This is a genomic window from Haloferula sp. A504 (assembly GCF_044385805.1).
Taxonomy (GTDB): domain Bacteria; phylum Verrucomicrobiota; class Verrucomicrobiia; order Verrucomicrobiales; family Akkermansiaceae; genus Haloferula.
Map to the genome: position 1 here is coordinate 37,141 of NZ_JBISBU010000028.1, position 25,152 is coordinate 62,292.

The window sequence follows — 25,152 nt, forward strand, 5'->3', positions numbered from 1 at the left end:
CTTACTTGTAACTGACGCGGGGATCGACCAGCGCCACACAGAGGTCGGAGATCACGTTGCCAAGGAGCATCAGCAGGGCCGAAACGAAGAGCACTCCCATGATCACGGGCTGGTCGAACTCGAGGATCGCGTTGAAGCTCAGCAGGCCGAAACCGTTGATGTCGAAGACCCGCTCGATGAGCACGCTGCCGGCCACGATGAGGGTAAGGTTGCCGCCGAAGGTGGTGGCGATGGGGATGATCGAGTTGCGGAAGGCGTGCTGGAACACGGCTTTGGGGAAGCCCGTGCCCTTCGCGATGGCCGTCCTCACGTAGTCGGCGGCGAGGTTGTCCATCAGGTTGTTCTTCATCAGCATCGTCATCATCGCGAAGGAGCCGATGATGTAGCACAGCAGGGGCAGGGTGCCGTGATAAGCGAGGTCGGCGATCTTCCCGCCCAGCGAGAGGGCGTCGAAATTGTCGCTCACGAATCCACCGAGGGCGAACCAGCGCAGCTGTGCGCCGAAATAGACGACCAGCAGGGCACCGAGCGCGTAGCCGGGGATGGCGTAGCCGGCGAAAACCAGCACCGAGGTGAAATTGTCCATCCAGCTCCGGTGCTTGATCGCCTTGATGATACCGAGCGGCAGGCAGATCGAATAGATCAGCACCATCGCGATCCCACCGAAGAAGAGCGACACCGGCATGCGCTGGAGGATCATCCGCCACACCGGATCCTGATATTTCCAGGAATACCCGAGGCTCCCCTGCAGCAAGCCGTCGAAGGCCGGCTTGAAGATCACCGCCCGCGGCTGCGGCAGGGTCGGGAGGTCGATGCCCTTGGCATACTTCTCGAAGCGCCGTGCCTGGGTTTCCGGACTCACGACCCGGACCTGCCAGTCGCCCAAGTCCGCGCCTTCCGGACCACTCAGGAGAACGTCACCACCCGGCGACTTCGTCACCTTGGCCACGTGAACCGTGCCCGGCACCGGGATCTCGACCGCGTCCTCGCCCTCCGGAAATTCCCGGCCCTGCAACTCGATGTCCCGTGGCAGCACCCCCAGCCATTCGAGATAGCCCCGCAGGATCCCCTTGTGCTGGTCGTACTCCTCCTCAAGCTCGAGCACCTGGGCCGCGCTCAGGGAAGCGGCGGCCTCCTCGGCACCCACGCGGGACTCCCCGTCGCCGCCCATCAGGCGCTGCAGCCCCTGCTCCACCGGACCGCCCGGCGTCACCCTCACGATCACGAACACCAGCAGCGTGATCCCGATCAGCGTGAGCGGAATCAGCAGCAGGCGGCGGATGAAGTAGGCTTTCAAGCGACGGTGGGCGAGCGGGTCCCGTGGTTTCTAGCCCCGGGTGGTGGTCTTGCAAGCACGCTCCATTCCGAAAATCCCGAATCGGCCCGATTTCCGCCCCGACGGGAACACCGACGCATGAAAGCCCGGCCTGCGTCGCTTTTTGCTGCCAATCGGGCCCGGGCGCCGCTTACTTCGCGCCTGTCATGCTTCGCCCACTCCTCTTATCCTGCCTGATCGCGATCGCCCTGGCATCGTGCCAGAAGCAGACGCAGGTCGAGCGGGCCAACGAGGAAGGCATCATGCTGGTCGGCAACTCTGCCGAACCCAAGGCCCTCGACCCCCAACTCGTCACCGGTGTGATCGAGAGCAAGATCATCGGCGCTCTCTTCGAGGGTCTGGTCGCCGACGACCCCGAAAGCGACGATGCCATGCCCCCAGGCGCCGCCGTCTCGTGGGAGCACAACGAGGACATGACCGAGTGGACCTTCCAACTGCGCCCGGAAGGCCGCTGGTCCGACAACACCCCGCTGACCGCCCACGACTTCGTCTTCGCCTACCGGAGGATGCTCACGCCCGATCTCGCGGCTCCCTACGCCGAGATGCTCTACTTCATCGACAAGGCCGAAGCCTACAACAAGGGCGAGATCGAGGATTTCAGCGAAGTCGGAGTCCGGGCCATCGACGACTTCACCCTCGCACTCCGGCTGCGCGAGCCGGTCCCCTTCCTCCCCTCGCTCACGCGCCACTACACCTGGTTCCCCGTGCCGCGCCACGTGGTCCTGCAACACGGAGACATCGACGATCGCTTCACCCCCTGGAGCGAACTCGGGAACCTTGTCGGCAACGGACCGTTCCAGCTCTCCGAGTGGCGCTTCCACGACGTGATCGAGGTGACGCGCAACCCCCACTATTGGGATGCGGAGAACGTCGGTCTCAACGGCATCCGCTTCTTTCCGATCGAAAACCCCTACACCGAGGCCCGGGCCTTCCTCGCCGGCCAACTTCACACGACCTACACCCTTCCTCCCGACCTCGTCGACACGATGGCGGCGGACTACCCGCAGTTCCTGCGGCAGGAACCCTACGTCGGCACCACCTTCGTCCGGCTCAACAACACCCGGCCGGCCCTGGACGATGCCCGCGTCCGCCGCGCGCTCTCGCTGGCGATCGATCGCGAGCTGCTCTGCGAGCACATCTTCGAGGGCTACACCCCGGCGCGCTCCATGACGCCCAAGATGGGCGCCTACGAACCGGAACCCGTGCTGTCCTTCGACCCCGAGAAAGGTCGCGAGCTGCTGGCCGAAGCCGGCTATCCCAAAGGCAAGGGCTTTCCCCGCTACTCCATGCTGATCAGCCGTCCCTCCGCCCGCGCATCGGCGGAAGCGCTGCAGGCGATGTGGAAGGAACACCTGAACATCCTCGTCGACATTCAGAACAAGGACTGGGGATCCTACATCAGCGCCCAGCAGAGCCTCGAGTTCGACATGGCCTCGGCCGGCTGGATCGGCGACTACCTCGACCCCACCACCTTCCTCAACATGTGGACCGAGGGCAACGGCAACAACAACACCGGGTGGCACAGCGATGCCTACGAGGAACTGCTCGACAAGGCCGCGCTGCAGGCCGATCCCGCCGAGCGCTACCGCCTGTTGGCCGAGGCCGAAAAAATCCTGATGGAGGAACGCCCGGTGCTTCCCGTGTCCTGGTATGCCCGCAACTATCTCCACCGGCCCGAGGTGAAAGGCTGGCATCCCCTGCTTCTCGACAACCATCCCTGGAAGGCCATCCACCTCGAACCATGATCCGACAGATCCTCAACCGGCTCGGCCAGGGACTGCTCGTCCTGTTCGTGCTCTTCACGCTGACCTTCTTTCTGGTCCGCTCGCTGCCGACCGGTCCGTTCAAGACCGAGCGGGCCATCCCCGAGCATATTCAGGCCAAGATGGAGGCCTACTACGGCCTCGATCAACCCCTGCTGGTCCAGTACCAGAAACGGCTGGTCAATCTGCTCAGCGGTGACCTCGGGCTGAGCCTGCGGCTGGAAGGCCGGGAGGTTTCGGAAATCATCAGCCAGTCCTTTCCGGTCTCCCTGCAGCTCGGACTGGTGGCCATCGTGCTGGCGATCACGATCGGCGTGCCGCTCGGCATCCTCGCCGCGTGGCGCAAGAACTCGCTCACCGACTACGGGGCGATGGCCCTGGCGATGGTCGGCATCTGCATCCCCTCCTTCGTCATCGGCCCGGTCCTCGCCGACCAGTTCGGGCGCCGGATGGAAATCCTCCCCGCCATGGGCTGGTCGCCGCTCTCGCCGGCATTCTGGATCCTGCCGGCACTCACGCTGGGGCTGATCAGCGCCGCCTACCTGTCGCGCCTGACGCGCGCCGGCATGCTCGAAACCCTCAACCAGGACTTCGTCCGCACCGCCCGTGCCAAGGGAGTGTCCGAGGGGCGCATCCTTTCCCACCACTGCCTGAGGGGCGGATTGATCCCCGCGGTCGCCTACATCGGCCCGGCTTTCGCCGCCATCATCTCCGGCTCCCTGGTGATCGAGAGCATCTTCGCCATTCCCGGACTCGGCACCCACTTCATCAAGTCGATCGAGACCGGCGACGAACCGGTGATCACTGGCGTCGTCCTGCTCTACGGCTCGCTCATCATTCTCGCCAACATCGCCACCGACCTGCTCGGCGTCTGGCTCAACCCGCGGCTTCGCTCCACCCGCTGATCCCGTGACAACGACCGAACTCGAGAAAGGCACCTCGCTGTGGCACGACGCCACCCTGCGACTGAAAAAGAACCACGCGGCCATGGCGGGGGTGGTCGTGCTGGCCGTCATCTTCCTCGCCTGCCTCGTCCTGCCTTCCATCCCCGACCTCCTGCAGGACCCCAATGCCCAATCGCTGGCACTGAAAAACCGCCCACCCTCCGGCGAACACTGGTTCGGCACCGATCACCTCGGTCGCGACATCTTCTCGCGGGTCCTCTACGGCGGACGCATCTCGATCGCCGTCGGCATCATCACCACCGCCGTCTCGGTCACCATCGGCGTCTGCTGGGGCGCTCTGGCGGGCTATGCGGGCGGGCGCACCGACGACGCCCTGATGCGGGTCGTCGACATCCTCTACGCCCTCCCCTTCCTCATCATCGTCATCCTGCTCGGCAAGGCGATCGAGCCCTGGACGGTCGACCTGACGAACTGGGCGGTGGATCTCTTCGCCGGAAAGGAGGCCTCGGTCTCGCGGCAGAACGAAACCCGCACCTGGGTCGAACCCATCACCACGCTGGTCCCGCTGTTCATCGCGATCGGCGCGCTGTCGTGGCTGACCGTTTCGCGCATCGTCCGCGCCCAGGTGCAGAACGTCGCCAAGCAGGACTTCATCGAGGCGGCCCGCTCGCTGGGCCTGGGCCACGCGCGCATCCTCTTCCGCCACATCCTGCCCAATGCGCTCGGGCCGATCATCGTCTACACCACGCTGACCATTCCCGGCATCATGCTCTTCGAGGCCACGCTGTCCTTCCTCGGCCTCGGGGTGAAACCTCCCAACAGCTCCTGGGGCATCCTTATCGAGGAAGGTGCCAACCGCATGGCCTCCAATCCGTGGCTGCTGTTTTTCCCTTCCCTGTTTTTCGCCAGCACCCTCTTCGCCCTGAATTTCCTCGGCGACGGCCTCCGCGACGCCCTCGACCCGAAATCGTCGAAGGACTGAGGAATTTCAGATGTTGGATTTCAGATTTCAGATTGGAAACTCTGGATCGAGTGTCGAGAGGAGCCCCCAAAGCGGCGATGGGAAGCCGACGCCAACAATTGACTTGCCCCGGATCATCATGCTGTTCATAAAAACAGCATGATGATCCGCGATCTCCCCGACACCGAGCGTCCGCGTGAGAAGCTTGCACGGCTGGGTCCGGCCGCCCTCGACAACGCCGAGCTGCTGGCCCTCTTCCTCCGCACCGGGATCCGCGGAAAGAGCGCGATCCAGATCGGTCGCGACATCCTCGCCCACTTCGGCTCGCTCCACGCCCTCGGCTCGGCCGGCATCGAAGCCCTGCGCGACACTCCCGGCCTCGGCCTCGCCAAGGCCTGCCAACTCGCCGCCGCATTCGAACTCGGCGCCCGCACAGCCCGTGAACAACTCACCGACACCCCCCTCGACTCCCCCGAACGCCTGCACGAACTGTTCGCCCCGCAGCTTGCCTGGCTCGGGCAGGAAAAGCTCGTCCTGGCGCTCGTTGATTCCCGCCTCCGGCACCTGGCCACCATCGAGGTCAGCTCCGGCACGCTCACGGAAACTTCGGCCCATCCCCGGGAAATCCTGCGGCCGGTGATCCTCCACAAGGCCTACGGCTTCGCCATTCTCCACAACCACCCTTCCGGCGACCCGTCGCCGAGCGCCGCCGACATCCGCTTCACCCGGCGCATTCACGAGGCCGCGGAACTCATGGAGGTCCGCCTCATCGACCACGTGATCATCGGTCGTCCCTCCTGCGGGCGCGAGCCCTACTACTCCTTCCGGGAAGGCGGAGTGATCTGATTCCACACCCGCCGCCGCCCCACGGTAGCCCCGCAAGTCGGATGCCGTTTCGACCCTCGACGGTGAAAGGCGAGCAATCTCATCTCGCTTTTTCTCCGGAACACGGTATTCCCCGAAGCCCAGTCAATGGAAACGGAGCGCGTCGCCGTCATCACCCCTACCTTCAACCGGGAGAATCTTCTGGAAGACTGCGTGCGAAGCGCTGCCGCCCAAACCCACCCCGGGGTCGTCATCTACGTCTGCGACGATCACTCGACGGACCGGACCGACGCCCTGATGGACCGCCTCGCTGCGGAGATCCCGTCACTCCGCTACCTCCGGAACCGCCATGCAAAGGGGCCCCAGGGACCGAGAATCACCGCCTTGGAAGAGGGAACCGAAGAGTTTGTCGCCTTTCTCGACTCCGACAACCGCTACCACCCGAACGCGGTCTCCCGCTGCCTTGAAGCTTTCCGCGCGGACCCCTCGATCGACGTGGTGTGTTTCGGCCAGGAGTGTGTTCATCACGGATCCGCCCGCGGCTCCGAGCTCGAGTGGATCGAGAACCTCATTCCTGAACTCGAAGGTGACATCCTCGGTCCGCTTCTTCGCACCGAGGTGGCGGTCGACATGGGGAATTGCGTGATCCGGCGCGCGGCGCTCGAGCGGGCCGGTGGCCTCGACGAAGACCTGCCCGCCTACAACGATCTCGAGCTGCACATCCGCCTGGCACGCTTCGCCCGCTACCACTCGATCCCGGAGGTCCTCATGACCTACCTGGTCCACGGCGACCAGATCACCGCCAACTCGCTCCTGCGCGGCCGCGGACTGCTGCGGATTACCCGTCGGCACCGGGCACTCTTCGAAGAGGCCGGGGCCATGGAAACCATCATGATGCGAATCTTCGGGCACGCCAATCATGCACCGGGACCCGGGGGCTACCAGCTTGCCTTCCAAGCCTTCGCACTGGCTCCCATGGCATCCCTCCGGGCGCTGAGCGCCAGAGTCTTGCGTCGATAACCCGCCGTTTTCCCGGGGCTCTTGCAACTGACTTTCCCCCTTGCGGGAGGGTCGCACGTCCCGTAGCCTCCGCCGCCCATGGGATCCGCCACCGGTCGCCTTCCATCACTGCTCGCCGCGGCGTTTCTCGCCCTGGCGATCGGCGTGGCTCCGGCTGCCGCCCAGGCCCCGCCGCCTGCCCCCGCTCCCGCCCGCTTCGATCCTTCCGAAGTCTACTTCCAGGGCTGGCTTCTCACGCGCGATGCCGAAAAACTCGCCGAGGCCGGAAAATTCACCGAGTCGCTGGAAAAACTGCGACGCGCCCAGCAGCTCTTCGACACCGTCGCCCGCACCTTTCCCGAATGGAAAAAGGAAATGGTCGCCGGGCGACGCAAGAAGACCTTCGACAACATCGCCGAAATCGGCCCGCGTGTGCTCAAGGAAAAGGAAGACAAGCAGCGGGCGATTGCCGAACTCGAAGGCGGCGCACGACGCGGTGGCGTGATCGAAAATGAGCAGCCGAAGCCGCTCGACACCCACATGCCCGCCGCCCCGGTCCGGCCGACCCGCCCGGTCGAGACCCTCGAGTCCCGGCGCATCGCCGAACTGGAGAGGAAGGTCGCCGAACTCGCGAAGCGGGCACGTGAGGCCGAGCAGCGCAGCCGTGCCTCCGAGCAGCTCCGCGACTCCGAAAGAAAGGCCCAGGAGGAGATGCGCGACCTCGCCGTCGGCGAACTCCACAAGGCCCGCACCGAACTCGACCGGCTGCGCCGCGAGGTTGCCTCGGGACCCGTGCAGGAGGAAATCGACGCGCTGGCCCGCCGCATCAATGCCCTCGAGGACGAGAAGGCCGTGATGGGGCGCGCCCTGGAGGCGAGCCGCGAGGAAACCACCGAGGCGAGGGCCCAGGTCCAGGCCCTCAACAACGAGCGCGCCCGGCTGATGCAGCAGGTCGACCAGCTCCGGCAGCAGGTCGCCGATGCCGAGGGCAACCTGAAGATCGAGCGCGAGGCCGCCAACGAGGTCGTCGCCGGCCAGCTCAAGCAGATCAAGCAGCTCCGCGCCCAGCTCGAGGCCAAGGACCAGCAGCTCGGCGAGGCCAACGACCGGATCCGCTCCCTCGAGACCGAACTCGCCGAGGTCCGCGCCTCCTTCGACGACCTGAAGCAGGAGCGCAACGAACTGCTGCGCGAACGCGACCAGATGGCCGCCCTGCTCAAGCTCAATGAAGACGGCCAGCTCCAGGACGTGATCGACCAGAACATGGCGCTCGACCGGCAACTGCGCGAAAGCCGCGAGCGCTACGAAATTCTCAAGGAGGACAACGACGCCACCAAGGACGACCTGCTGGAGGCCCTGCGCGATCTCGCCATCAGCAAGATGCGGATTCAGGAATTCCGCCGCGAGCGGGACGAACAGCAGCAGCGCATCGCCGAACTGCAGCAACGCCTCCGCACCGAGGAGGAATTGCTCGGCGGCAGCGAGGCGGATCCCGCCGAAGTCGCGATGCTGCGCGCCATCATCCAGCGCCAGCTGCGGGTTCAGGAAAAGCGGGCCGAAGCACGCGAAATGCTGCTCGCCGCCCTCGCCGACAAGGCCCGCGAGGACGAGACCATCCGCGGCGCGGTGCAGATCTATCAGGGCGTCGAACTCAACCTTTCCCCCGAGGAACTCCGCGTGATCGAAGGCAAGGTGGTCGACGACGTGATCGTCTCGCCCTACGCCAAGTCCCGCTCGGAGGTCGAGCGCAACCTCGCCGGCCTCGAACGCCAGCTCGAGCCCTATCGCCAGGCCGGCATCCGCGCCTACCGCAAGGATCGCCTGCGGGCGGCCCGCGAGGCCTTCGAAATGATCATCGAACGCCACCCGGGAGACGACACGGCGATGTGCATGCTGGGTCTGGTCGAATACAAGCTGGAGGAACCCATCGCCGCGGCCGACATGTTCCGCCGCGCCTCGGAACTCGACCCGAAGAATCCCTACGCCCACCGCATGCTCGGCCACATCCTCAGCTCGCGCCTCGACGACCAGATCGAGGCCATCATCTCGCTGGAGCGCGCCGTCGAGCTCGCCCCGACCAATGCCGAGGGCCACATGCTTCTCGGCAATGCCCGTTTCCGGAACGGCGACCTCACCGAAGCCGAGGAGGCCTTCCGCACCACCCTGGCCTGCGAGCCGACCCATGCCGAGGCCCACTACAACCTCGCCATCCTCTGCGACCGCACCGGCCGCCCCGGCGACGGTCGCAAGCACTACGATCTCGCTCTCGAGAACGGCGCTCCGCCGAATCCCGAACTCGCCCAGCGCCTCGAGCGGAATTGATCGGGCTCAGCATCCAAGGCGGACTCTCGATCATCAAGTCCTCCGATTGATCGGATTCCCGCCCCGGCCTATGGCGCGACAGCCACCGGCCGGATCGCCCTACCAGTTGGAGCCGGCCGCTTTGCCTTTGACATTTCTCGCCCCCCCTTCCATTTCCCCCGCCCGTGGCCCAGCCTCCCTCCAATGTCCGGATCTTCCCCGACCGCGAAGCGGCCTGCCGCTCCCTCGCTTCCGAACTCGCCGGCTTGATCCGGACGATCAACTCGGAGGGCCGGAACGCGGTGCTGGGCCTGGCGACCGGCAACACCCCCATCCCCCTCTATCAGGAGCTGATCCGGCTCCATCGCGAGGAAGATGTCTCCTTCGAGCGGGTCACCACCTTCAATCTCGATGAGTATCTCGGCCTCGGTCGCGATCATCCGGAAAGCTACTGGACCTTCATGCACCGGCAGCTTTTCGACCACGTCGACATCCGTGCGGAGAACATTCACATCCCCTCCGGAGATCCCGACGACATCGCCACCCACTGCGCCGGCTACGAGCAGGCCATCCGCGATGCCGGCGGCATCGACTTCCAGTTGCTCGGCATCGGGCGCACCGGCCACATCGGCTTCAATGAGCCCGGCTCGCCCAGCGACAGCCGCACCCGGTGCATCGAGCTCGACCCCGTCACGCGGCAGGATGCGGCCCCCGCCTTCGGCGGCCTCGACGCCGTCCCGACCCACGCCATCACCATGGGCTGCGGAACGATTCTCGAGGCCCGGCGCATCGGCCTCCTCGCCTTCGGCGAGAAGAAGGCCTCGATCGTCCGCGAAGCGATCGAGGGCCCGGTGACGCCCCAAGTCAGTGCCTCATTCCTTCAGAAGCACCCGGACGCCACCTTCTACCTCGACCGGCCCGCCGCTGCAGACTTGTAAGGGAACGCGCGACGCTGTCGCGCAGCGCCCAAGCTTGGAAGCGGAAGTCACCCGCCCGGCTGACTTCCCGATTTGGTCGGAACCGGCCTCATCCCCTCGCACTCCACCCTCCCGCCTCTCTTGGCGCGACGGCGTCGCGCGCTCCTGACCCCTCATTCACCAAAATTTCACATCGATCCCGGGCCCGGCTGCGCTATGCTGGATGCATGGGTGAGGAACCGAAGAAGCTGGATCTCGCCGCCGAATGGCGAACCGCCGCGGCCCGGGTGGCCCGTCAGGTCAATCTCGGCTGGTGGGTTCAAACCCTCGCGGCACCGCTGATCATACTCGGCATCGCCGGTGCCAGCACGCTGCTTCTGGTCCGCCGGCATGTGCCGGACCTGCCCGCGTGGCAACTCGGCCTCTGGACGGCCGGGGCCGTGGTCCTGCTCGGCGGCATTGCCTTCCTCATCGCCCGTCGCCGTTTCGAAAACGTGGAGACCTCCATGGTTCGGATCGAGGACACCATGCAACTGCGCAACGGCCTCTCCGCGGCCCGCGCCGGGGTGGCTCCGTGGCCGGCGATGCCGCGCAAGGTCGATCCCGGCCTCGGCTGGAACTGGCAGCGGGTCGTCATCCCGCCGGTCGCCGCCCTCGCCCTGCTCCTCGGCGGCCTGCTGATCCCCGTCGCCGCCGTTTCGCAGGATCCCGACGACGGGCCGGACGAGCCCCTCGCGTGGGAGCAGATCGAGGCCGATCTCGAGCGCCTCGAGCAGGATGAACTGATCGACGAGAACTACCTCGAGGAGACCCGCAAGAAGCTCGAAGAGCTGCGCCAGAACGACGAGGACGAATGGTTCAGCCATTCCTCGCTGGAGGCGACCGACTCACTGAAGCAGCAGCACAACTCCGAACTCGAGCGGCTGGAACGCGAGCTGGAGCGCGCCGACCGCGCCCTGGGCAGCCTGCAGAAAAATGCCGGCGGCATGCCTCAGGAGCGCAAGGACCAGCTCATGAACCAGTTCGACCAGGCGCTGCAGGGACTCCAGAACGGCGCGCTGAAACCGAATCCCGAACTCCTCAACCAGCTTCGCGAACTCGACCCGAACAATCTCGGCCAGCTCAACCAGGAACAGCTCGACCAGCTGCGCGAGAACCTCCGTCAGGCCGGCCAGGCCTGCAAGGACTGCCAGGGCGGCGGCGAAGGCGGCGGCCAGGGCGACGAATGGCTCGACGAACTGCTCGATGGCGACGGCAACGGCGGTGGCGAAGGGCAATGCCCGGGCGGCGACCAGCCCGGCGACGGACCGGGAGGCAAGGGCGGCGTCAATCGCGGCCCCGGCCATGCTCCCGGCGTGCTTGGAGCCGAGGGCGAGACGCTCGAAACCGGCGACCTCGAAGCGATGGAAGCCAAGGACCTCTCACGTTCCCTTCCCGGCGACCTGCTCCAGCTCCAGGACGGCGAACACGAGGTCGACGAGAACGCCACCCGCGATGGCAGCGGCGGCTCGGTCGATGCGACCGGTGCCGGTGGCGACCGCGTCTGGCGCGAGTCCCTCGACCCCGACGAACAGCGGGCGCTGAAGCGGTTCTTTGAGTGATTCCTCAATCCGCCGTGACGTGGTGGAAGTCGCGGAAGTTGAGGGCTTGGACTTCGCCGTCGGCGTCGTTGTAGAGAACGACGACATAGTTGCCGATGTCGAGGACCGGGATGGAGGGAAGCTCGCGCCCCTTCATCCGCAGGGGGACGTAGCCCTCGGGATAGTTCATCGGGGCCACGGTGGTGTCGAAGCGTTTCACCTGATACTTCTTCCAGGTGCCGTCGGGGTCGCGCATCTCGACCGGCACCGCGTCGTCCCGCGCCACGGAAACGAAGGTGGCGTTGCGGCGTTCCGACTCGGCCTTCTGCTTGAGTCGCAGGATGCGGATCTGCCAGTGCTCCGGTTCGTCGTCCGTCGCCGGGATGAGTTCGGCAAAGGGAATGATGGTTGTCGTCTTGCCTTCCTCGACCTGGATGGTGGTGGTGCCGTCCTTCGCCCCATCCCGCTGGACCACCACCTTGCAGCGTCCGGCTTCCACCCCCATGCCGCCGGTGGCATCGCCCAGTTGGTAGCCGGAGGGATACAGATCCGCACCGTCCAGAAGCAGGGTGACCTTCCCCTCGCCGGCGGCGACGGCATTCACCAGGCGGATGAAGCCATATTTCGCCCCGTCGTCCTGAGCCGCGAGCGGGGCCAGCGAGGCAAGGACGAGCAACAGACTAGAAATCGTTCTCATGAGTGATGATCGGTCGGTAGGTGGCGGGGTCGATTTCCCCGTTGGCATCGCGTTCGCCAGGATCGGCGAAGACCGAGAAGACCTTGCGGGATTCCGCCAGCACCTCGGGCTCGCCGGCGGTTCCCGCCGGGCGCGCCGCCAGTGCCTGGCCGACGACCCATACCCGGAAATTGCGGGAGCGCAGCGTGGTCCCCTCGTAAATGCGGGCGAAGACTTCCTCGGCGGCGGCATCGTTCCAGCGGACGCGGTCGCCGAGGTCGTGGAAGTCGCGGTTTCCGAACACCGGTTGGTCGGCCGTGCCATCCGGGGCCCGGGTGCGGGCCTCGGCCAGTTCGGCGGCACTGGCGAAGGGCCGCGACTCGATCAGGGCGTTCACGATGTAGTCGGCCAGCTCGTCGCGCTCCGGGGCGCCAAGCTCCATCGGCCGCGTGAAGGCCGCCATCTGCGGAGCCGGACGATGGGAGGGACTCAGGACCTGGGAAAGCTGCGGATCCTGCGCCAGCAGACCGGCGGCAAGCGAGCGCAGCGCGGCGGGCGTGGCGGTGTTCACGTTCGCCTTTCCGTCGATCATCACCAGCGGGCCTTCGCGCTCGGCCTCGTCCTCGGAGCGGGACTTGCCGGCGTGGAAAAGATCCAGCAGGTGGGCGGCGCGGAGTCCCTCCTCGTCGCGGAACCGCTCGTGTTCCGGACGCCCGATTCGCAGGGTGTTTCCCCCGCCATGGACCGCGCTCGGATCCGCCGCGATGCTCACCTCCGGCCAGCGGTCGCGACGGGTGGGCAGGATCCCCCCGCGCTGCGGGGGCCGGGGTGCGAGTGAACGAGTGTCCTGGGCGCCCGAGCCCGGGCGGTTGGGCAGGTCGGGGTAGGTCGGCCACCACATCACCGGGTCGAACACCCGGCCGAGTTCGGTCGCCGAATAGAAGCGCCCCAGGTTCGACAGGCGGTGGGGGGCATACGTGGCCTCGGGGGTCGGAGGGTTCCCGATCAGTGCCGGATTCGTCGGAAAGGTGGCATCGTTGCCGCTGGTCCGCCAGCTGCCGACCATCGAGTCGTGCCCGCCGTCCGGCCATTCCGAGGGCAGCACACGCCCGTAGGCTTTCAACTTCCGGGACGAGTCGCGGTCGTAGATCGTCCCGCGGCGGATGTTGCGCCGGTTGGGGCTGGCATTGTCAGGGTAGGCGTTGAGTCCCAGCGGATAGGTCATGCTGCGGATGTAGTTCGAGATCCGCGGGTCGCCCATGTTGTTGATGAAGTCGCCGTAGGGACCGTAGCTGTGCCCCGAAATGGCCGCCTTGGTCACATACTTCTGCCGCGTCGCTTCAAACCGGAAGTCCGAACCGGTGTCGCCGACGGCATAACGGACGATTCGATCGACCCGGTCCACCTCGTCGCCATTCCAACGCATCGACACCCCGGCCGCTCCCAGCGGCTCGGTCAGCGCGAAGCTCGTGATGAACACGCTGCCCGGGCCGCTACGGGGACTGACGTAGATGCGGTAGTCGATGGTGGCGAACTCGCGTGTCTCGTACTGGTCCGGCTCGAGCGCGATGGCCACCGGCTGCGACCAGAAGCGACCGTCCTCCTGGCTCAGCGTGTGGGTCGTCTGGGCGGGGTCCAGCATCAGCCGTGGATCATCGAACCGCAGGCCCTGCGGCAGCGCCCCGATGCCCGTGGTCGAGAGCCCGTTCTCGTAGCTGAGCTGGATGTCACCGGCGACGGGTTTGTCGGTCATGTTCCAGACCTCGGCGAAGAGCCTGACCGTCCAGGTCAGGTATTTCCCGTCGTCGTCGAGCTCGAGCCCCCGGTAGTGGATGTGGAGGAAAATCTCGCTGAGCAGCGGAAATCCGTCGATGCCGCGGATGCCCGCGCCCAAGGTGGCGTCCCCGTCTTCGTCGGCGTAGTCGAACGCTCCCGCCGCCAGGGTCCCGAGGTAGTCGTCGGGAAAGGCCCCCTTGCGGTCCTCGAAGTCCGGCAGGCCGGCCTCGATCTGGTTCTTGAAATCCTCGATCGCCTGGTCGCGCGGCTTCGCGAGCAGGTCGTTGAGATTGAGCTTCGGCTCCCCGGCCAACGCGCCATCGATGCCACGGGCATGGGGCACCAGCGGGCGTTCCTCGTACGCTCGCACCCGGGGTGCGACCCCGCGCTCGACGGTGTCGGCCGCGGCGTCGAGCAGGCGGCCGTCCTCACCCCGCTCGAGCGGGGCTTCGAAGCCCGCCGCCGCCAGCGCCGAGTCGGGCGAGATCATCAGCGGCCGGCCTTCCACCAGGCGCTCATCCAGCTCGGTGGCCTCGGGGTCGTCCCCGGCCTCGGGGTCAAAGGCATGCAGGGCGAGCTCCACCGGCGGTCCTTCCGGATCGGGTTTCACGCCCGGAGCCGGGTGCGGCCACGGCTCGCGCGCAAAATCATCCGGATCGAGGTCCTCATCCCCTCCGAGACCCACGCGGGCCTGCAGGTCCTCGACCCAGAAGGCGTAGCGGCCGACGACCTGATTGGCGTCGTTCTCCACCGGGATCCAGGCGGTGCGGGCGGCATCCGCCCACGGGAAGGTCCTGAAGCTCTCGACATCCTCACCGACCAGCGTCGCGGGATCCGGCAGGTTCTGAAGATCGCTCACCTCCGCGGGGTCCGAACCCGTGCTGAAGAGCGGCGTGAGCCGGTAGCGCACCTGCTCCCCGCCTCCCTCGCCGCGGGCGAGGTAGAGGTAATCGAGGGGCTCGGTGGTCGTTTCCGCGTCCTCCTCGGCGGGACGCGCCACGATCAGAAAGTCATCGTCAAGCGTCTCGTCGCGCAGCAGGGTGCGGACCTCCTCGACGCCCGCGCGGGCGATCCACTCCGCCCGCTTCGCATCGAGATAGGAGCGGGCGGTCTTGCGCTCGATGCCCACCACGGCCAGCACCCCGACGCTGAGCAGCAGGATCGCCGCCAGGATGACCATCACCGCGGCGAGGGTGAAGCCGCCGGGCCGGGCGCGCGATGGAGGCTCAGGACGCATGGGCGAAGTGTTGCAGGATTTCGTAGATCTCGAGCTGGTCGGAAAGCTCGGCTTCATCGGGTTCCCCAAGCAAGGGGCTGGCGTCCCAAGCGGCGGAATCCCTCAGCTTGGCGCTGAGCTCGCGGCGTGCCACCACGATGCGCATCGCGACGGCGTCGGGTCCGTTCCACCCGGGATCATCTTCCGCCCGCCACGCGGTCCAGCCCGTGGCATCCCGAAGCAGCGGTTTCATCTCGAAGGAAACCACGCCGAAGGCCACCGGTTCATCCGCGGGATCGGGAAGGAACAAGCCGGCCTCCTCGCCCGCCCGCAACGCCTCGAAGGTCTCCCCACTGCCCCGGAATCCCCGCATCATGCATCGCACGGTGTCGCCCCCCATCTCGATGTCGCTCACGTAGTAAACGACCGCGCACAAGTCCCCCACCCGCTCGGCGTCACTCTGGGCATCGGGGGGCTGGAGGCAGAAGAAACCGAGCCGATCCCGGTGCCAGCCCTCGCCATTCTGCTCAAAGACCATTTCCCGCCCACCGACCGCCTTCGAGAGATCCTCGGCCGCCTGTGTGAGCACGGCGCGGGCCTCGCGCTCGGCCGCGACCCCGTCGGTGCCGCGCCCGTAGCCTTCGCCGACCGCGCGCAGGGCGCCCACCGCGAGCAGTAGCACGATGCTGCCGATGGCCATCGAGACGATCAGTTCGACCAGGGTGAATCCGGCACGGGTTCTCATGGCAGGATCGTGTGAAAGGCGACCGCATCACGGCGTTCCGCCGGCCGGGCCGCCGGGTACTCGACGTTCACCGTGACCACCACGCCGCGGTCGTCCGGCCGACCGGAAAGCGCCGCCAGAAAAAATACTCGTTCGTCCCCGAGTCGGTCGATCCCGGCTTGGAAGTCATCGCTCTCGACGCGCCCCAGCAGCGAGCCTTCGCGATCGAAGGCCAGCGCCAGCACCTCGCCGCCGGCGGGAAAGGCCTCGCGGGCGAGGATCGGCGGCAGCACCTGCGACTCGCCGCGCCGCGCCGCTTCCAGCTCGATCCGGCACCAATCCGCGATGCCCGGAGCACGGGTCTCCGCGCGTGCCGAAACGCCGACCACGCCGGCACTGCCGATGGCGCTGAGGGCCAGCGGCACCGCCACGGCCATCACCCCCACGGCGATCACTGCCTCGAGCAGCGAGACTCCGGCGGGGCTGTGGGATCGACGTCGGGTTCTCATAAGTCCATTTGCCAGGGCCGGGCGACCACCCGCCCCACCCGGATCACCTTGCCACGCTCGTCGCCGGTCCGCACGGCGTTTCCGTCCCGATAGGTCCCCGCCGCAAAGGTCACCACCACCGACTCCGATCCGGCCGGCGCCAGCAAGCCGCCCCGCGGGCTGAACACCAGCCCGGACATTTCGGCCGACTCGCTGCCTCCCTTCCACGTCAGGGATATGGCCCGCTGGTCCTTCACGTTGGCCAGGGAGTCAACTTCCCCGCCGAATAGCGCCACCCCGTCCGGCAGCGTCTGCCAGCGCTGGACCAGCCGGCCTTCGTTGGGCGCATCCGGGTTCCACTCGCCGAGCTCGAAAAGCCCGACGCGGCAGGCTCCCTGATCCGACTGAACAGGCTCCTGAATCGCCAGCACGATCGGTGTGCGGCGGGCGATCGCGGTGGTGCGGGCCTGCTCGACCAGGCTGGTGAACTGCTCGGTGGCGCTGCGCAGCGCCTCGCCGCGGGACTGCGTCAGCATCCCGACACCCACCGCCATCAACAGGAGGACCACTGCGATCACCACGATCAACTCGACCAGGGTGAATCCGGTCGAACTCGGGCGGCGGAAGCGGGGCGGGCGGGACACGTGAGTGGGCAAAATTGCGCGACGGGGCGAGTTCATCAAGTCCCGCGGCAGATGGCACGCCCGCAATCGCCGTGCCACGATATCGTTGCAATTCCAACCAAGGTGACATTTTCGTCAAACCACTGATATTTCCGATCCCTTAAAGACCGGCTTCCCTCCCGGCCTGATGTCGCCTCGCCTGTTTCTGATCGATGCGATCGGGCCCTTCTTCCGGGGCTACGGGAAGCGCCGCATCAACTGGTCGAAAATCCCCTTCACCCACCTCGCCACCGAAGGCGAGGCCCGTCGGCACCAGTGGGCCGGAATCCGCGCCGACCTGAGGCACTTCGCCGGCGAGGTCTCGGCGCTCGGCTACAACGCGGTCACGCTCGACGACCTGGCCCACCTCGTCCCACATCCGCTCCACGAGCCGGAGGTCGTCCGTCGCATCGGGGTCTTCCGCGAGGAATTCGCCGCCTGCTTCCGGATCCTCGACGAATTCGGGCTCAAGATCTACCTGACCTCCGACATCATCCCGCTGACCTCCGCCATCGAGGAGTCGATCGGCAGTGATCGCCAGGCCCTGGAAGACTACTTCTGCGGCCTGATCGATCACTGCCTCGAGGATTTCCCGGTCCTCGCCGGGATCATCCTGCGGATCGGCGAAAGCGACGGGGTGGACGTGAAGGATCCGATCCACTCGCGCCTCCACCTCACCTCGCCAAGCGGGACCAACCGGCTCCTGCGGCGGCTGGTGCCGGTCTTCGAGGCCCGCGGACGGGATCTGGTCCTGCGGACCTGGACGGTCGGAGCCCACCGGATCGGCGACCTGATCTGGCATCGCGACACCCTGGCCCGCACCCTGGCAGGGATCGACTCGCCGCGCTTCATCGTTTCGATGAAGTTCGGGGAGAGCGACTTCTTCCGCTACCTGCCACTGAACCGCGCGTTCTTCCGCACGAGCCATCCCAAGATCATCGAATTCCAGGCGCGCCGGGAGTACGAGGGTGCGGGCGAGTTCCCCTCCTTCATCGGCTGGGACTGCGAGCAGTACGCCAGAGAACTGGAGGAGGCCGAGAATCTTGTGGGAGTTTCGGTCTGGTGCCAGACCGGCGGCTGGCATCGTTTCCGGCGCCTCGCCTTCCTGCCCGACGCGGGAAACGACATCTGGATCCGGCTCAACGCCCACGTCGTTCCACGGATCTTCCGCGACCGTCAGCCGGTGGACGAGGCGGTGCGCGAGTTGGTGGGCGGGGAGCGGGCCTTCGCCACCCTTGAACTCCTCAGAGCCTCGGAAACGATCGTCCACGACCTGATGTACATCGAGGATTTCGCCCGGCAGAAATTGTTCTTCCGCCGGGTGCGGATCCCGCCGCTGCTGCACATCTACTGGGACTGCCTGTTCATCAACCACGCCGTGCGCAAGGTCATGCGCCACTTCGTCACCGACCCCGAGCGGGCGCTGCGGGCCGGCGAGGCCGCCTGCGAGCTGTTTCCGAAAATGATCGAGTTCGCCCGGGAGGCCGGGTTGCCGGAAGACGACATCCGCCACTGGCGGGACTTCAGCCACATCGTCCGCCTCGCCCGGCGCTACTACTTCCTGCCCTTCGACGAGAACATCGCCCGGCAGTTGCGACAGGCCAAGGCGACCTACAAGGAGACATGGCCTTCCTCCGGGCGCTCGCGCTACCGGATCAAGCTCTCCTTCAAGCCCCTCCGGGTGAAACGCCACACCCTCGCCTGGGTCGCCGGCCTGCTGCTCCGGCGCCAGCGCGGCTATCGACTCGTCGACCGCATCTTCACGCTGCACCTGCTCGGCTTCATCTATCGCGCCTTCCGGCCGCGGCGGAAGCAGGCGATGCCGAAGTTCCTGCGCAAGTCCGCGATGGGGGTGGAAGCGGTGCTCAAGTGACAAAAAAGCCCCGCAACCCAGAAGGATCGCGGGGCGGAAAGAATGGAAGCACCCGGGGTACTACCGCTGGAAACTGGTGATGTCGTCGACCGTTCCAAGCTCACCGTCGGCGCCCGGGCTGTAAATGGCCACCTGCTGGCCGCGCAGGTTGTAGGTGCGTCCGCCCATCTGGAAGTTGAGGACGTCCTCATACTCGGTATTCAGAACGACGGTGTAGGGCTTGCCGAAGGGATCGTAGAGACCCTGAACCTGATTGGAGTTTCCCGAACCGTAGTAGAGTCCTCCACGCCGACCCTTGCCTTCCTTGACGCTGAGGAAATTGATCCCGCGGGTGTTCTCGACGTCATCGCCACTGCCCTCCTGGGCGAGGAGGATCCGGAGCAACTCGACTCCCTCGCCGGTATCGGTCTTGACCTCGTTCGAGAGATCCGGGAGCCGGCTGTATTCGCTGTAGAAGTTGTTGACCGCGGTCGATACCGCCGAAGCCGCGACCTTGCCTTCGGTCGTCCGGGCCTTGCGGATCGCGGCGTTGACGCCGGCGAAACTCATCGCGGCGAGCACGGCGATGATCGTGATGACGACGAGAAGCTCGATCAGGGTGAAACCTTTCGAGCGATGATTGGAGTGGGGATTTTTCATGTGTTTGGCTTTCGAATGAAGGGATCGAAGCGAACCCGGAGGGCGGACGCAAGCTTCGACCACGATGAAAGGAAGCCCCGATCGACCCAAATCGCAAGTTTCCATCGCTCGGAGACCTTCTCCGCATACTCTGCTACCGCCTTGCAAGCGGGCGTCACGGGCATCAAGCTGCGAACCGCCCCGCGGCGGACCCATGGCCAAGGAATCCCCCCAGCAGACGATCCTGCTCGTCGACCAGGACCACGACTTCCTCGAGTGGGCGACCAAGCACCTCAAGGCGAAGGGGCTCAACATCCTGCGCTGCGACCAGGCCGACAAGGCCCTCAAGGTGGTGGCGAAGACGCCCGTCGATGTCGTCGTGGCGGACCTGAATCTCCAGCCCTTCGAGGGCCTCGACCTGCTGTCGAAGACCCGGGAAACCTCCCCGAACACGCTGTTCGTCCTGACCACGGGCTTCCCGAGCACCGGCCAGATCATCGAAGCCACCCAGAAAGGCGCCCACGATGTCCTGCGCAAGGAGGCGCTGTCCTTCGAGCTCCGGCCGGTGGTCGAGAGCGCGCTGCAGATCGCCGAAGACCGGCGCTCGGTGGGCGAAATCGAGGAGATCCAGGAGGCGAGAAACGACGGTCGCATCAAGATCATCGGCATGTCGCGGGCGCTGCAGGATGTCTTCAAGGTGGTCGGCCGGGTGGCCCGGTCGGATGCCCCCGTGCTGGTCAGCGGCGAGTCGGGCACCGGCAAGGAACTGGTCGCCAAGGCGGTTCACGAGTACTCGCCGCGGCGGAAGCAGGAATTTCTCGCCATCAACTGCGGCGCGATCCCGGAGAACCTTCTCGAAAGCGAGCTCTTCGGGCATGAGAAAGGCGCCTTCACCGGGGCGATCGCGCGGCGGCCCGGGCGTTTCGAGCAGGCCGATGGAGGCACGCTGTTCCTCGACGAGATCGGCGAAATGCCGGCATCAGTGCAGGTCAAGCTGCTGCGGGTGCTCCAGGACGGCACCTTCTCGCGGGTCGGCTCGAACGAAACGATGACCGCCGACGCCCGCATCGTCGCCGCCACCAACCGCAATCTCGCCGAAGAGGTCGCCAAGGGGAATTTCCGGGAGGACCTCTACTACCGGCTGAACGTCGTCGAAATCCGCCTGCCCGCGCTGCGCGAACGACCGGAGGACATCCCCCTGCTGGCCGAATTTTTCCTCCAGCGGATCACCCGCAAGAACGGCATGGCGAGGATCCGCCTGTCGGCCGAGGCGATCGGCATTCTCCAGCACCACGACTGGCCCGGCAACGTCCGCGAACTGGAGAACACCATCTCGCGCGCCTGCGCGCTGGCATCGTCCAACGTGCTGCTGCCCGCCGACATCAACCTCACCACCGCCCCCGGCCGCCCGGCAGGCGAGGTCCGGGCAGCCGTCGACACCCTGCTCGATGCCCTGCCCCGGGATGGCGGGCAGAACTGGCTGCGTTCGGAATTCGCCGGTCGCCTGCTCGAGCGCCACGACGGAGACATCAAGAGCGCCGCCACCGCCCTCGGGGTCAGCGCCGCCGAGTTCAAGCGATGGCTGTGACAGGTTCCGGGCCATTTGGCGGTCGTCATCCCGCACCCTTGAAGGCTATGCTGAGGCCATGAAGTCCGGAGCGCGCGCCATTCTGCTGGGCCTTTTCGGCATCGGGATGCTGCATGCCGAAACCACCCTCGAGGACATCCCGACCTACAAGCTGGGGCTCGACGCTCTCGAAGGCCGGCTCTGGGAAGTCGCCGCGAACCGCTTCCAGGCCGCGCTCGAGACCGAGGGCTTGTCCGGGGAAGATCGCACCACCCTGCTGCTGAGACTTGCCGAAGCCAAGGTCCGCGGCGATCGCGGGGCGGCGGCGTTGGAAATTCTGGAATCGCCGGAGTTGGCCGACCATCCGGCCCGCCCCTTCTGGGCCGCCCAGGCGATGGCGGCCGACGGTCGTTTCCGCGATGCCGTCGAGGCCTTCGGAGCGCTTCCCGAAGACAATCCCTACCCCATCGAAGCGACCCTCACCCGCGCCCGCCTCCAGCGGGCGATCGGCGATCCGAAGGGCGCGCTCGAAACCCTCGAACCCCTGCTCGCCGGATCCAAGGCCCCCACCGCCGCGGGGTTGCTCCGCGCCGAGATCCTGATCGAGCTCGGAAGCCATCAGGAAGCTCTTGATTCACTCGGCGACCCGGAAAAACTCGAAGCCGGGGAGGCGGAGGCGACCCGCCTGCTGCGCGCCAAGTGCCTGCTCAACCTCGACCAGACCGAGGCCGCCGCCACCATCCTGAGCCGCCTGGTCGAGGTCCCGCGCTACCAGACGCTGGAAGCCCACCACGAAGCCTACGTTCACCTCGCCCGCGCCCGGCTCAAGAGCGGCAACCCGGAAGCCGCCGCCGACGGGCTGCTGGCATTCATTCAGCAGAATCCGGACTCGCCGGTTCTGGGCCGCGCCTTCGAACTCCTGATCCGTTGCCTTCCGGAAGAACCGGCACCCAATGATCCGATCCTCAGCCGACTGCGCGAATGGGTGCCCGCCGCCCGGGTCGAGGGGCCGGAACTTCCGGGAAACCGCCCCGGGGCGCTCGGCGCGTGGCCCTTGCCGAACCCTCCCGCCGACCCCCTGGCTCCCCAGGCGCTCTTTCACCTGGCGATCGGACTCAAACGCGAGCCGGTGCCCGACGCCCCGGCCCGCGCCCGACGCCTCCTCGACCGCCTGCGCATTGAATACCCCAATCATTCCCTGGTCCCGTGGGCCTTGCTGGTTCGTGGCCGCTGGGAGCTCGAAGCCGGAAACCGCGAGCGGGCCAACGCCTGCCTGGGAGCCATTCAGGAGCTCGGCCCGGATTCCCCGCCGGAATTGCGGGCGCAGGCGCTGACGCTGGAAGCCAGCGCCCTTTACAACGAAAAGCGCTACGACGAAGCCGGAAAATTGTGGGAACGGGCAGCGGACCTGCTCGAGTCCGAGCGCCGCCGCTCCGCCCGGCTGAATGCCGCCACCTCGCTGCTCGCCGGCGGCAACATCCCCGCCTTCGACCAGCTCCGCGATCAGGCCGGGGATCCCGACCTCCAAGTCCAGCTCGAGCTCGAGCGCTCGCTTCATCTCGCCTCCGAACGCTCGCCCGAAGCCCTGCCGTCGCTGCTCGCCTTCGTCCGCCGTCACCCGGACCACCCGCGGATCGACACCGCCCGCCTGAACGCCGCCCTCGCCGCCCTCGCCGCCATCCCGCCGCAGCCGGACGTCGCGGAGCGCATGCTCGGGGCCATCGATCCCGAGCAGGCCGCCTCCCTCTCACCCTCGGCCCTCGCGCTGGCCGAGATGCGTCTCCACCAGAGCCGGAACGAATGGCGCGAAGCCGCGGATCGCGCCGCCGCCTTCCTCAAGTCCCACCCCGACGACCCCACCGCGCCGCTGCTCCGCTTCGAGCAGGGACGCGCGCTGTTCAGCAACCGTGATTTCAACGAGGCGCGGCTGGTGCTCGAATCCGTGGCCAAGGATTTCCCCGAATCGCCCCAGGCCCCCGCCGCCCTGCTCCTTTCCGCGCGCGCCGCCGCCGAGGGCGCCACCCCGCAATCCCAGGCGGAGTCGATTTCGCTCTTCGACCGCCTGATCCAGCCCGACTCGCCCTTCGCCGCCGTCGCCCGGCTGGAAAAGGCCGACATCCTCATCCGGCTCGCCCGCCTCGACGAGGCCGTCGAAACCCTCCGTCCGTGGTTCGACGCGATGAAACCCGACGACCCCCTGCGCCTCAGCGCCGGCATGATGCTCGGCGACGCCCTGTTCGCGCGCGCCTCGGGAGACCCGGAGCGGCTCGAGGAGTTGCTCGCTCTCTACGAGACGCTTCTCGAGGGACTGCCCGGGGACTCTCCTGCCCGCTTCCGGATTCTCTACCAGAAGGGCCTCGCTCTGGAGTCGTTCGAAGACCGGCAGGACGAGGCCCTCGGCTCCTACATGGATGTGATCCAGGCCGCTCCCGAAAGCCCTCGCGGCGATTGGAACGCGATCGAGTCGTGCGGCTTCGCCGCCCTTCGGATCCTCGAGAAGCGCGAGAAATGGGTCGCCGCCATGAAGCTCGCCCGCCGGATCGCCCAACTCGGCGGACCCCGTGCCGAAGAGGCCGCCGAGCGCGCCAAGACCCTCGGCATGGAGCACTTTCTCTGGGAAAAATAGCACCTGCCGCCATTCCGCTTGGCGATCGGCCCGGGGCGTCGTACCTCTCCCGCGATGGCTTATCCAAAACTCTTCGCTCCCGGTCCCGTTGACGTTTCGCCTGAAACCTACGCCGCCATGTCGCGGACGATGATCGGCCACCGCGGCAGCGATTTCGAAGAACTCTACGCATCGCTCCAACCCGGACTGAAAACCATCTTCGGCACCGAACGCCCGGTCTTCCTCTCGACCTCGTCGGCGTGGGGCGTCATGGAGGGTGCGCTGCGCAACCTCGTCCGCGGAAAGGTCCTCTGCCTGTGCTGCGGTGCCTTTTCCGACAAGTGGTTCAGCGTGGCGAAAAGCATGGGCTACGAGGCCGACAAGATTCGGGTCGAGTGGGGAGAGGCCATCGACCCCGAAGTGGTCCGCGCCAAACTCGAGGAAGGTGGCTTCGACACCGTCACCTTCATCCATTCCGAGACTTCCACCGGGGTGCTCAACGACCTCCACGGCATCGCCGGGGTCGTGAAGTCCTTCCCCGACACGATGCTGATCATCGACACCGTGTCGTCCCTTTCCACCGTGCCGGTCGACTTCGATGCGATCGGTGCCGACGTCATGCTCGCCGGCGTGCAGAAGGCCCTCGCCCTGCCGCCCGGTCTCGCGGTGTTCGCGGTTTCGGAGGCCGCCTTGGCCCGCGCCGAGGGCACGCCGAACCGCGGCTACTACTTCGACTTCCTCGAGTTCGCCAAGAACGACGCCAAGAACAACACCCCCTCGACCCCCTGCATCGCCAACCTCTTCGGCTTGCAGCACATCCTCGGGGAAATCGAGAAGGAAGGCCTCGACGCCCGCTACGCGCGCCACGCCGCGTCCAACGCGATGATCCACGCGTGGGGCGCCCGGCACGGCTTCGAGTTGTTCGCCCCCGAAGGCCGCCGCTCCAAGGCCCTCACCTGCTTCGCCACACCCGACGGCTTCGACCTGCCCGCCTTCATCAAGGAGCTCAAGACCAAGCACGGTTTCCTCATCAACGGCGGCTACGGCAAGATCAAGGGTCTCACCTTCCGCATCTCCAACATGGGCAACGAGACCGAAGCCACCATGCAGGAGCTCATCGACGCGATGGACGACGTGCTGGGGTGAATCGGGAGAGCGGCTACCGGATCGTCAAAGCCTGCCTCGAAGCCGAGGTCGAACTCGAGGTGCTTCCAGGCCCTTGCGCCCAAGGGCAAAATCATCTTCCTCCTCAACGGCGACCCGAAGGCGTAGGTGCGAAATCCACCCTCCGGGTCGCGGGCTTCGGTATCCGCTTTCCGGGCAAGCACTTCGCCCTGTGGGCAGATCTAGGTGTCGCTCG

Annotated in this window: 20 protein-coding genes; 13 read left to right on the plus strand and 7 right to left on the minus strand. The window is 66.6% G+C overall.

The features are described 5' to 3' along the window. Window position 1 precedes the first annotated feature (1 nt). A complete protein-coding gene (locus ACG2LG_RS13690; RefSeq protein ID WP_396259854.1) occupies window positions 2-1,297 on the minus strand; it encodes an ABC transporter permease subunit in 1,296 nt (431 codons plus the stop codon). Window positions 1,298-1,482: 185 nt separating this feature from the next. Between ACG2LG_RS13690 and ACG2LG_RS13695 the strand changes: the two genes are divergently transcribed. The 8 genes from ACG2LG_RS13695 (at window position 1,483) to ACG2LG_RS13730 (ending at window position 11,608) form a co-directional block, all read left to right on the plus strand. Then, window positions 1,483-3,081: a peptide ABC transporter substrate-binding protein gene (locus ACG2LG_RS13695; protein ID WP_396259855.1), complete on the plus strand. Its 1,599-nt coding sequence runs from the start codon at window positions 1,483-1,485 to the stop codon at window positions 3,079-3,081. After that, window positions 3,078-4,004 carry an ABC transporter permease gene (locus ACG2LG_RS13700; RefSeq protein WP_396259857.1) on the plus strand — a complete coding sequence of 309 codons (927 nt, stop codon included), beginning with the start codon at window positions 3,078-3,080 and terminating at the stop codon, window positions 4,002-4,004. The genes ACG2LG_RS13695 and ACG2LG_RS13700 overlap by 4 nt, the downstream gene beginning before the upstream one ends. A 4-nt stretch (window positions 4,005-4,008) precedes the next feature. Continuing rightward, complete coding sequence (locus ACG2LG_RS13705; RefSeq protein WP_396259859.1) at window positions 4,009-4,986, plus strand: ABC transporter permease; 978 nt, start codon at window positions 4,009-4,011, stop codon at window positions 4,984-4,986. Window positions 4,987-5,127: 141 nt separating this feature from the next. Beyond that, a complete protein-coding gene (gene radC / locus ACG2LG_RS13710; RefSeq protein ID WP_396259861.1) occupies window positions 5,128-5,811 on the plus strand; it encodes a DNA repair protein RadC in 684 nt (227 codons plus the stop codon). A gap of 126 nt (window positions 5,812-5,937) precedes the next feature. After that, a complete protein-coding gene (locus ACG2LG_RS13715) occupies window positions 5,938-6,810 on the plus strand; it encodes a glycosyltransferase (protein ID WP_396259863.1) in 873 nt (290 codons plus the stop codon). Between the two features lie 78 nt (window positions 6,811-6,888). Further along, on the plus strand, window positions 6,889-9,111 hold the full coding sequence (locus ACG2LG_RS13720) for a tetratricopeptide repeat protein (protein WP_396259865.1): 2,223 nt from the start codon (window positions 6,889-6,891) through the stop codon (window positions 9,109-9,111). Between the two features lie 164 nt (window positions 9,112-9,275). Then, window positions 9,276-10,028: a glucosamine-6-phosphate deaminase gene (gene nagB, locus ACG2LG_RS13725; RefSeq protein WP_396259866.1), complete on the plus strand. Its 753-nt coding sequence runs from the start codon at window positions 9,276-9,278 to the stop codon at window positions 10,026-10,028. 206 nt (window positions 10,029-10,234) lie between these two features. Further along, a complete protein-coding gene (locus ACG2LG_RS13730; RefSeq protein ID WP_396259867.1) occupies window positions 10,235-11,608 on the plus strand; it encodes a hypothetical protein in 1,374 nt (457 codons plus the stop codon). 4 nt (window positions 11,609-11,612) lie between these two features. Here the strand turns inward: ACG2LG_RS13730 and ACG2LG_RS13735 are convergent, their stop codons facing one another. Genes ACG2LG_RS13735 through ACG2LG_RS13755 form a run of 5 tightly spaced genes read right to left on the minus strand, consistent with a single transcriptional unit; the run spans window position 11,613 to window position 17,111 of the window. Continuing rightward, on the minus strand, window positions 11,613-12,284 hold the full coding sequence (locus ACG2LG_RS13735) for a hypothetical protein (protein ID WP_396259869.1): 672 nt from the start codon (window positions 12,282-12,284) through the stop codon (window positions 11,613-11,615). Continuing rightward, on the minus strand, window positions 12,268-15,276 hold the full coding sequence (locus ACG2LG_RS13740; RefSeq protein WP_396259870.1) for a hypothetical protein: 3,009 nt from the start codon (window positions 15,274-15,276) through the stop codon (window positions 12,268-12,270). Before ACG2LG_RS13740 ends, ACG2LG_RS13735 begins: the two co-directional genes overlap by 17 nt. After that, window positions 15,266-16,000: a PilW family protein gene (locus tag ACG2LG_RS13745; RefSeq protein WP_396259872.1), complete on the minus strand. Its 735-nt coding sequence runs from the start codon at window positions 15,998-16,000 to the stop codon at window positions 15,266-15,268. The genes ACG2LG_RS13740 and ACG2LG_RS13745 overlap by 11 nt, the downstream gene beginning before the upstream one ends. After that, a complete protein-coding gene (locus ACG2LG_RS13750; protein WP_396259873.1) occupies window positions 15,997-16,488 on the minus strand; it encodes a hypothetical protein in 492 nt (163 codons plus the stop codon). Before ACG2LG_RS13750 ends, ACG2LG_RS13745 begins: the two co-directional genes overlap by 4 nt. After that, on the minus strand, window positions 16,485-17,111 hold the full coding sequence (locus tag ACG2LG_RS13755) for a Tfp pilus assembly protein FimT/FimU (RefSeq protein WP_396259875.1): 627 nt from the start codon (window positions 17,109-17,111) through the stop codon (window positions 16,485-16,487). The genes ACG2LG_RS13750 and ACG2LG_RS13755 overlap by 4 nt, the downstream gene beginning before the upstream one ends. 166 nt (window positions 17,112-17,277) lie before the next feature. Between ACG2LG_RS13755 and ACG2LG_RS13760 the strand changes: the two genes are divergently transcribed. Next, complete coding sequence (locus tag ACG2LG_RS13760) at window positions 17,278-19,002, plus strand: hypothetical protein (RefSeq protein WP_396259877.1); 1,725 nt, start codon at window positions 17,278-17,280, stop codon at window positions 19,000-19,002. A 60-nt stretch (window positions 19,003-19,062) separates the two neighbouring features. Here ACG2LG_RS13760 and ACG2LG_RS13765 read toward each other — a convergent pair whose 3' ends face one another. After that, window positions 19,063-19,641: a type II secretion system protein gene (locus tag ACG2LG_RS13765; RefSeq protein ID WP_396259878.1), complete on the minus strand. Its 579-nt coding sequence runs from the start codon at window positions 19,639-19,641 to the stop codon at window positions 19,063-19,065. Between the two features lie 193 nt (window positions 19,642-19,834). Here ACG2LG_RS13765 and ACG2LG_RS13770 point away from each other — a divergent pair, with 193 nt between their 5' ends. The 4 genes from ACG2LG_RS13770 to ACG2LG_RS13785 all read left to right on the plus strand — a co-directional run. Continuing rightward, window positions 19,835-21,208, plus strand: a complete 1,374-nt coding sequence (locus tag ACG2LG_RS13770) for a sigma-54-dependent transcriptional regulator (protein WP_396259880.1) — start codon at window positions 19,835-19,837, stop codon at window positions 21,206-21,208. Between the two features lie 58 nt (window positions 21,209-21,266). Continuing rightward, complete coding sequence (locus ACG2LG_RS13775) at window positions 21,267-23,813, plus strand: tetratricopeptide repeat protein (RefSeq protein ID WP_396259882.1); 2,547 nt, start codon at window positions 21,267-21,269, stop codon at window positions 23,811-23,813. Between the two features lie 54 nt (window positions 23,814-23,867). Further along, window positions 23,868-24,938: a pyridoxal-phosphate-dependent aminotransferase family protein gene (locus ACG2LG_RS13780; protein WP_396259884.1), complete on the plus strand. Its 1,071-nt coding sequence runs from the start codon at window positions 23,868-23,870 to the stop codon at window positions 24,936-24,938. Beyond that, the coding region (locus ACG2LG_RS13785; protein WP_396259885.1) for a hypothetical protein at window positions 24,935-25,152 on the plus strand (218 nt) is incomplete at its 3' end. The genes ACG2LG_RS13780 and ACG2LG_RS13785, both read left to right, overlap by 4 nt.

Excerpts from the sequence above, each read along its gene's own strand:
- ACG2LG_RS13730 (WP_396259867.1), top strand. The coding sequence starts at position 10,235 with ATGGGTGAGGAACCGAAGAAGCTGGATCTCGCCGCCGAATGGCGAACC.
- radC (WP_396259861.1), top strand. The coding sequence starts at position 5,128 with ATGATCCGCGATCTCCCCGACACCGAGCGTCCGCGTGAGAAGCTTGCA.
- ACG2LG_RS13765 (WP_396259878.1), bottom strand. The coding sequence starts at position 19,641 with ATGAAAAATCCCCACTCCAATCATCGCTCGAAAGGTTTCACCCTGATC.
- ACG2LG_RS13760 (WP_396259877.1), top strand. The coding sequence starts at position 17,278 with ATGTCGCCTCGCCTGTTTCTGATCGATGCGATCGGGCCCTTCTTCCGG.
- ACG2LG_RS13735 (WP_396259869.1), bottom strand. The coding sequence starts at position 12,284 with ATGAGAACGATTTCTAGTCTGTTGCTCGTCCTTGCCTCGCTGGCCCCG.
- ACG2LG_RS13750 (WP_396259873.1), bottom strand. The coding sequence starts at position 16,488 with ATGAGAACCCGACGTCGATCCCACAGCCCCGCCGGAGTCTCGCTGCTC.
- ACG2LG_RS13780 (WP_396259884.1), top strand. The coding sequence starts at position 23,868 with ATGGCTTATCCAAAACTCTTCGCTCCCGGTCCCGTTGACGTTTCGCCT.
- ACG2LG_RS13745 (WP_396259872.1), bottom strand. The coding sequence starts at position 16,000 with ATGAGAACCCGTGCCGGATTCACCCTGGTCGAACTGATCGTCTCGATG.
- ACG2LG_RS13770 (WP_396259880.1), top strand. The coding sequence starts at position 19,835 with ATGGCCAAGGAATCCCCCCAGCAGACGATCCTGCTCGTCGACCAGGAC.
- ACG2LG_RS13720 (WP_396259865.1), top strand. The coding sequence starts at position 6,889 with ATGGGATCCGCCACCGGTCGCCTTCCATCACTGCTCGCCGCGGCGTTT.
- ACG2LG_RS13740 (WP_396259870.1), bottom strand. The coding sequence starts at position 15,276 with ATGCGTCCTGAGCCTCCATCGCGCGCCCGGCCCGGCGGCTTCACCCTC.
- ACG2LG_RS13695 (WP_396259855.1), top strand. The coding sequence starts at position 1,483 with ATGCTTCGCCCACTCCTCTTATCCTGCCTGATCGCGATCGCCCTGGCA.
- ACG2LG_RS13700 (WP_396259857.1), top strand. The coding sequence starts at position 3,078 with ATGATCCGACAGATCCTCAACCGGCTCGGCCAGGGACTGCTCGTCCTG.
- ACG2LG_RS13775 (WP_396259882.1), top strand. The coding sequence starts at position 21,267 with ATGAAGTCCGGAGCGCGCGCCATTCTGCTGGGCCTTTTCGGCATCGGG.
- ACG2LG_RS13715 (WP_396259863.1), top strand. The coding sequence starts at position 5,938 with ATGGAAACGGAGCGCGTCGCCGTCATCACCCCTACCTTCAACCGGGAG.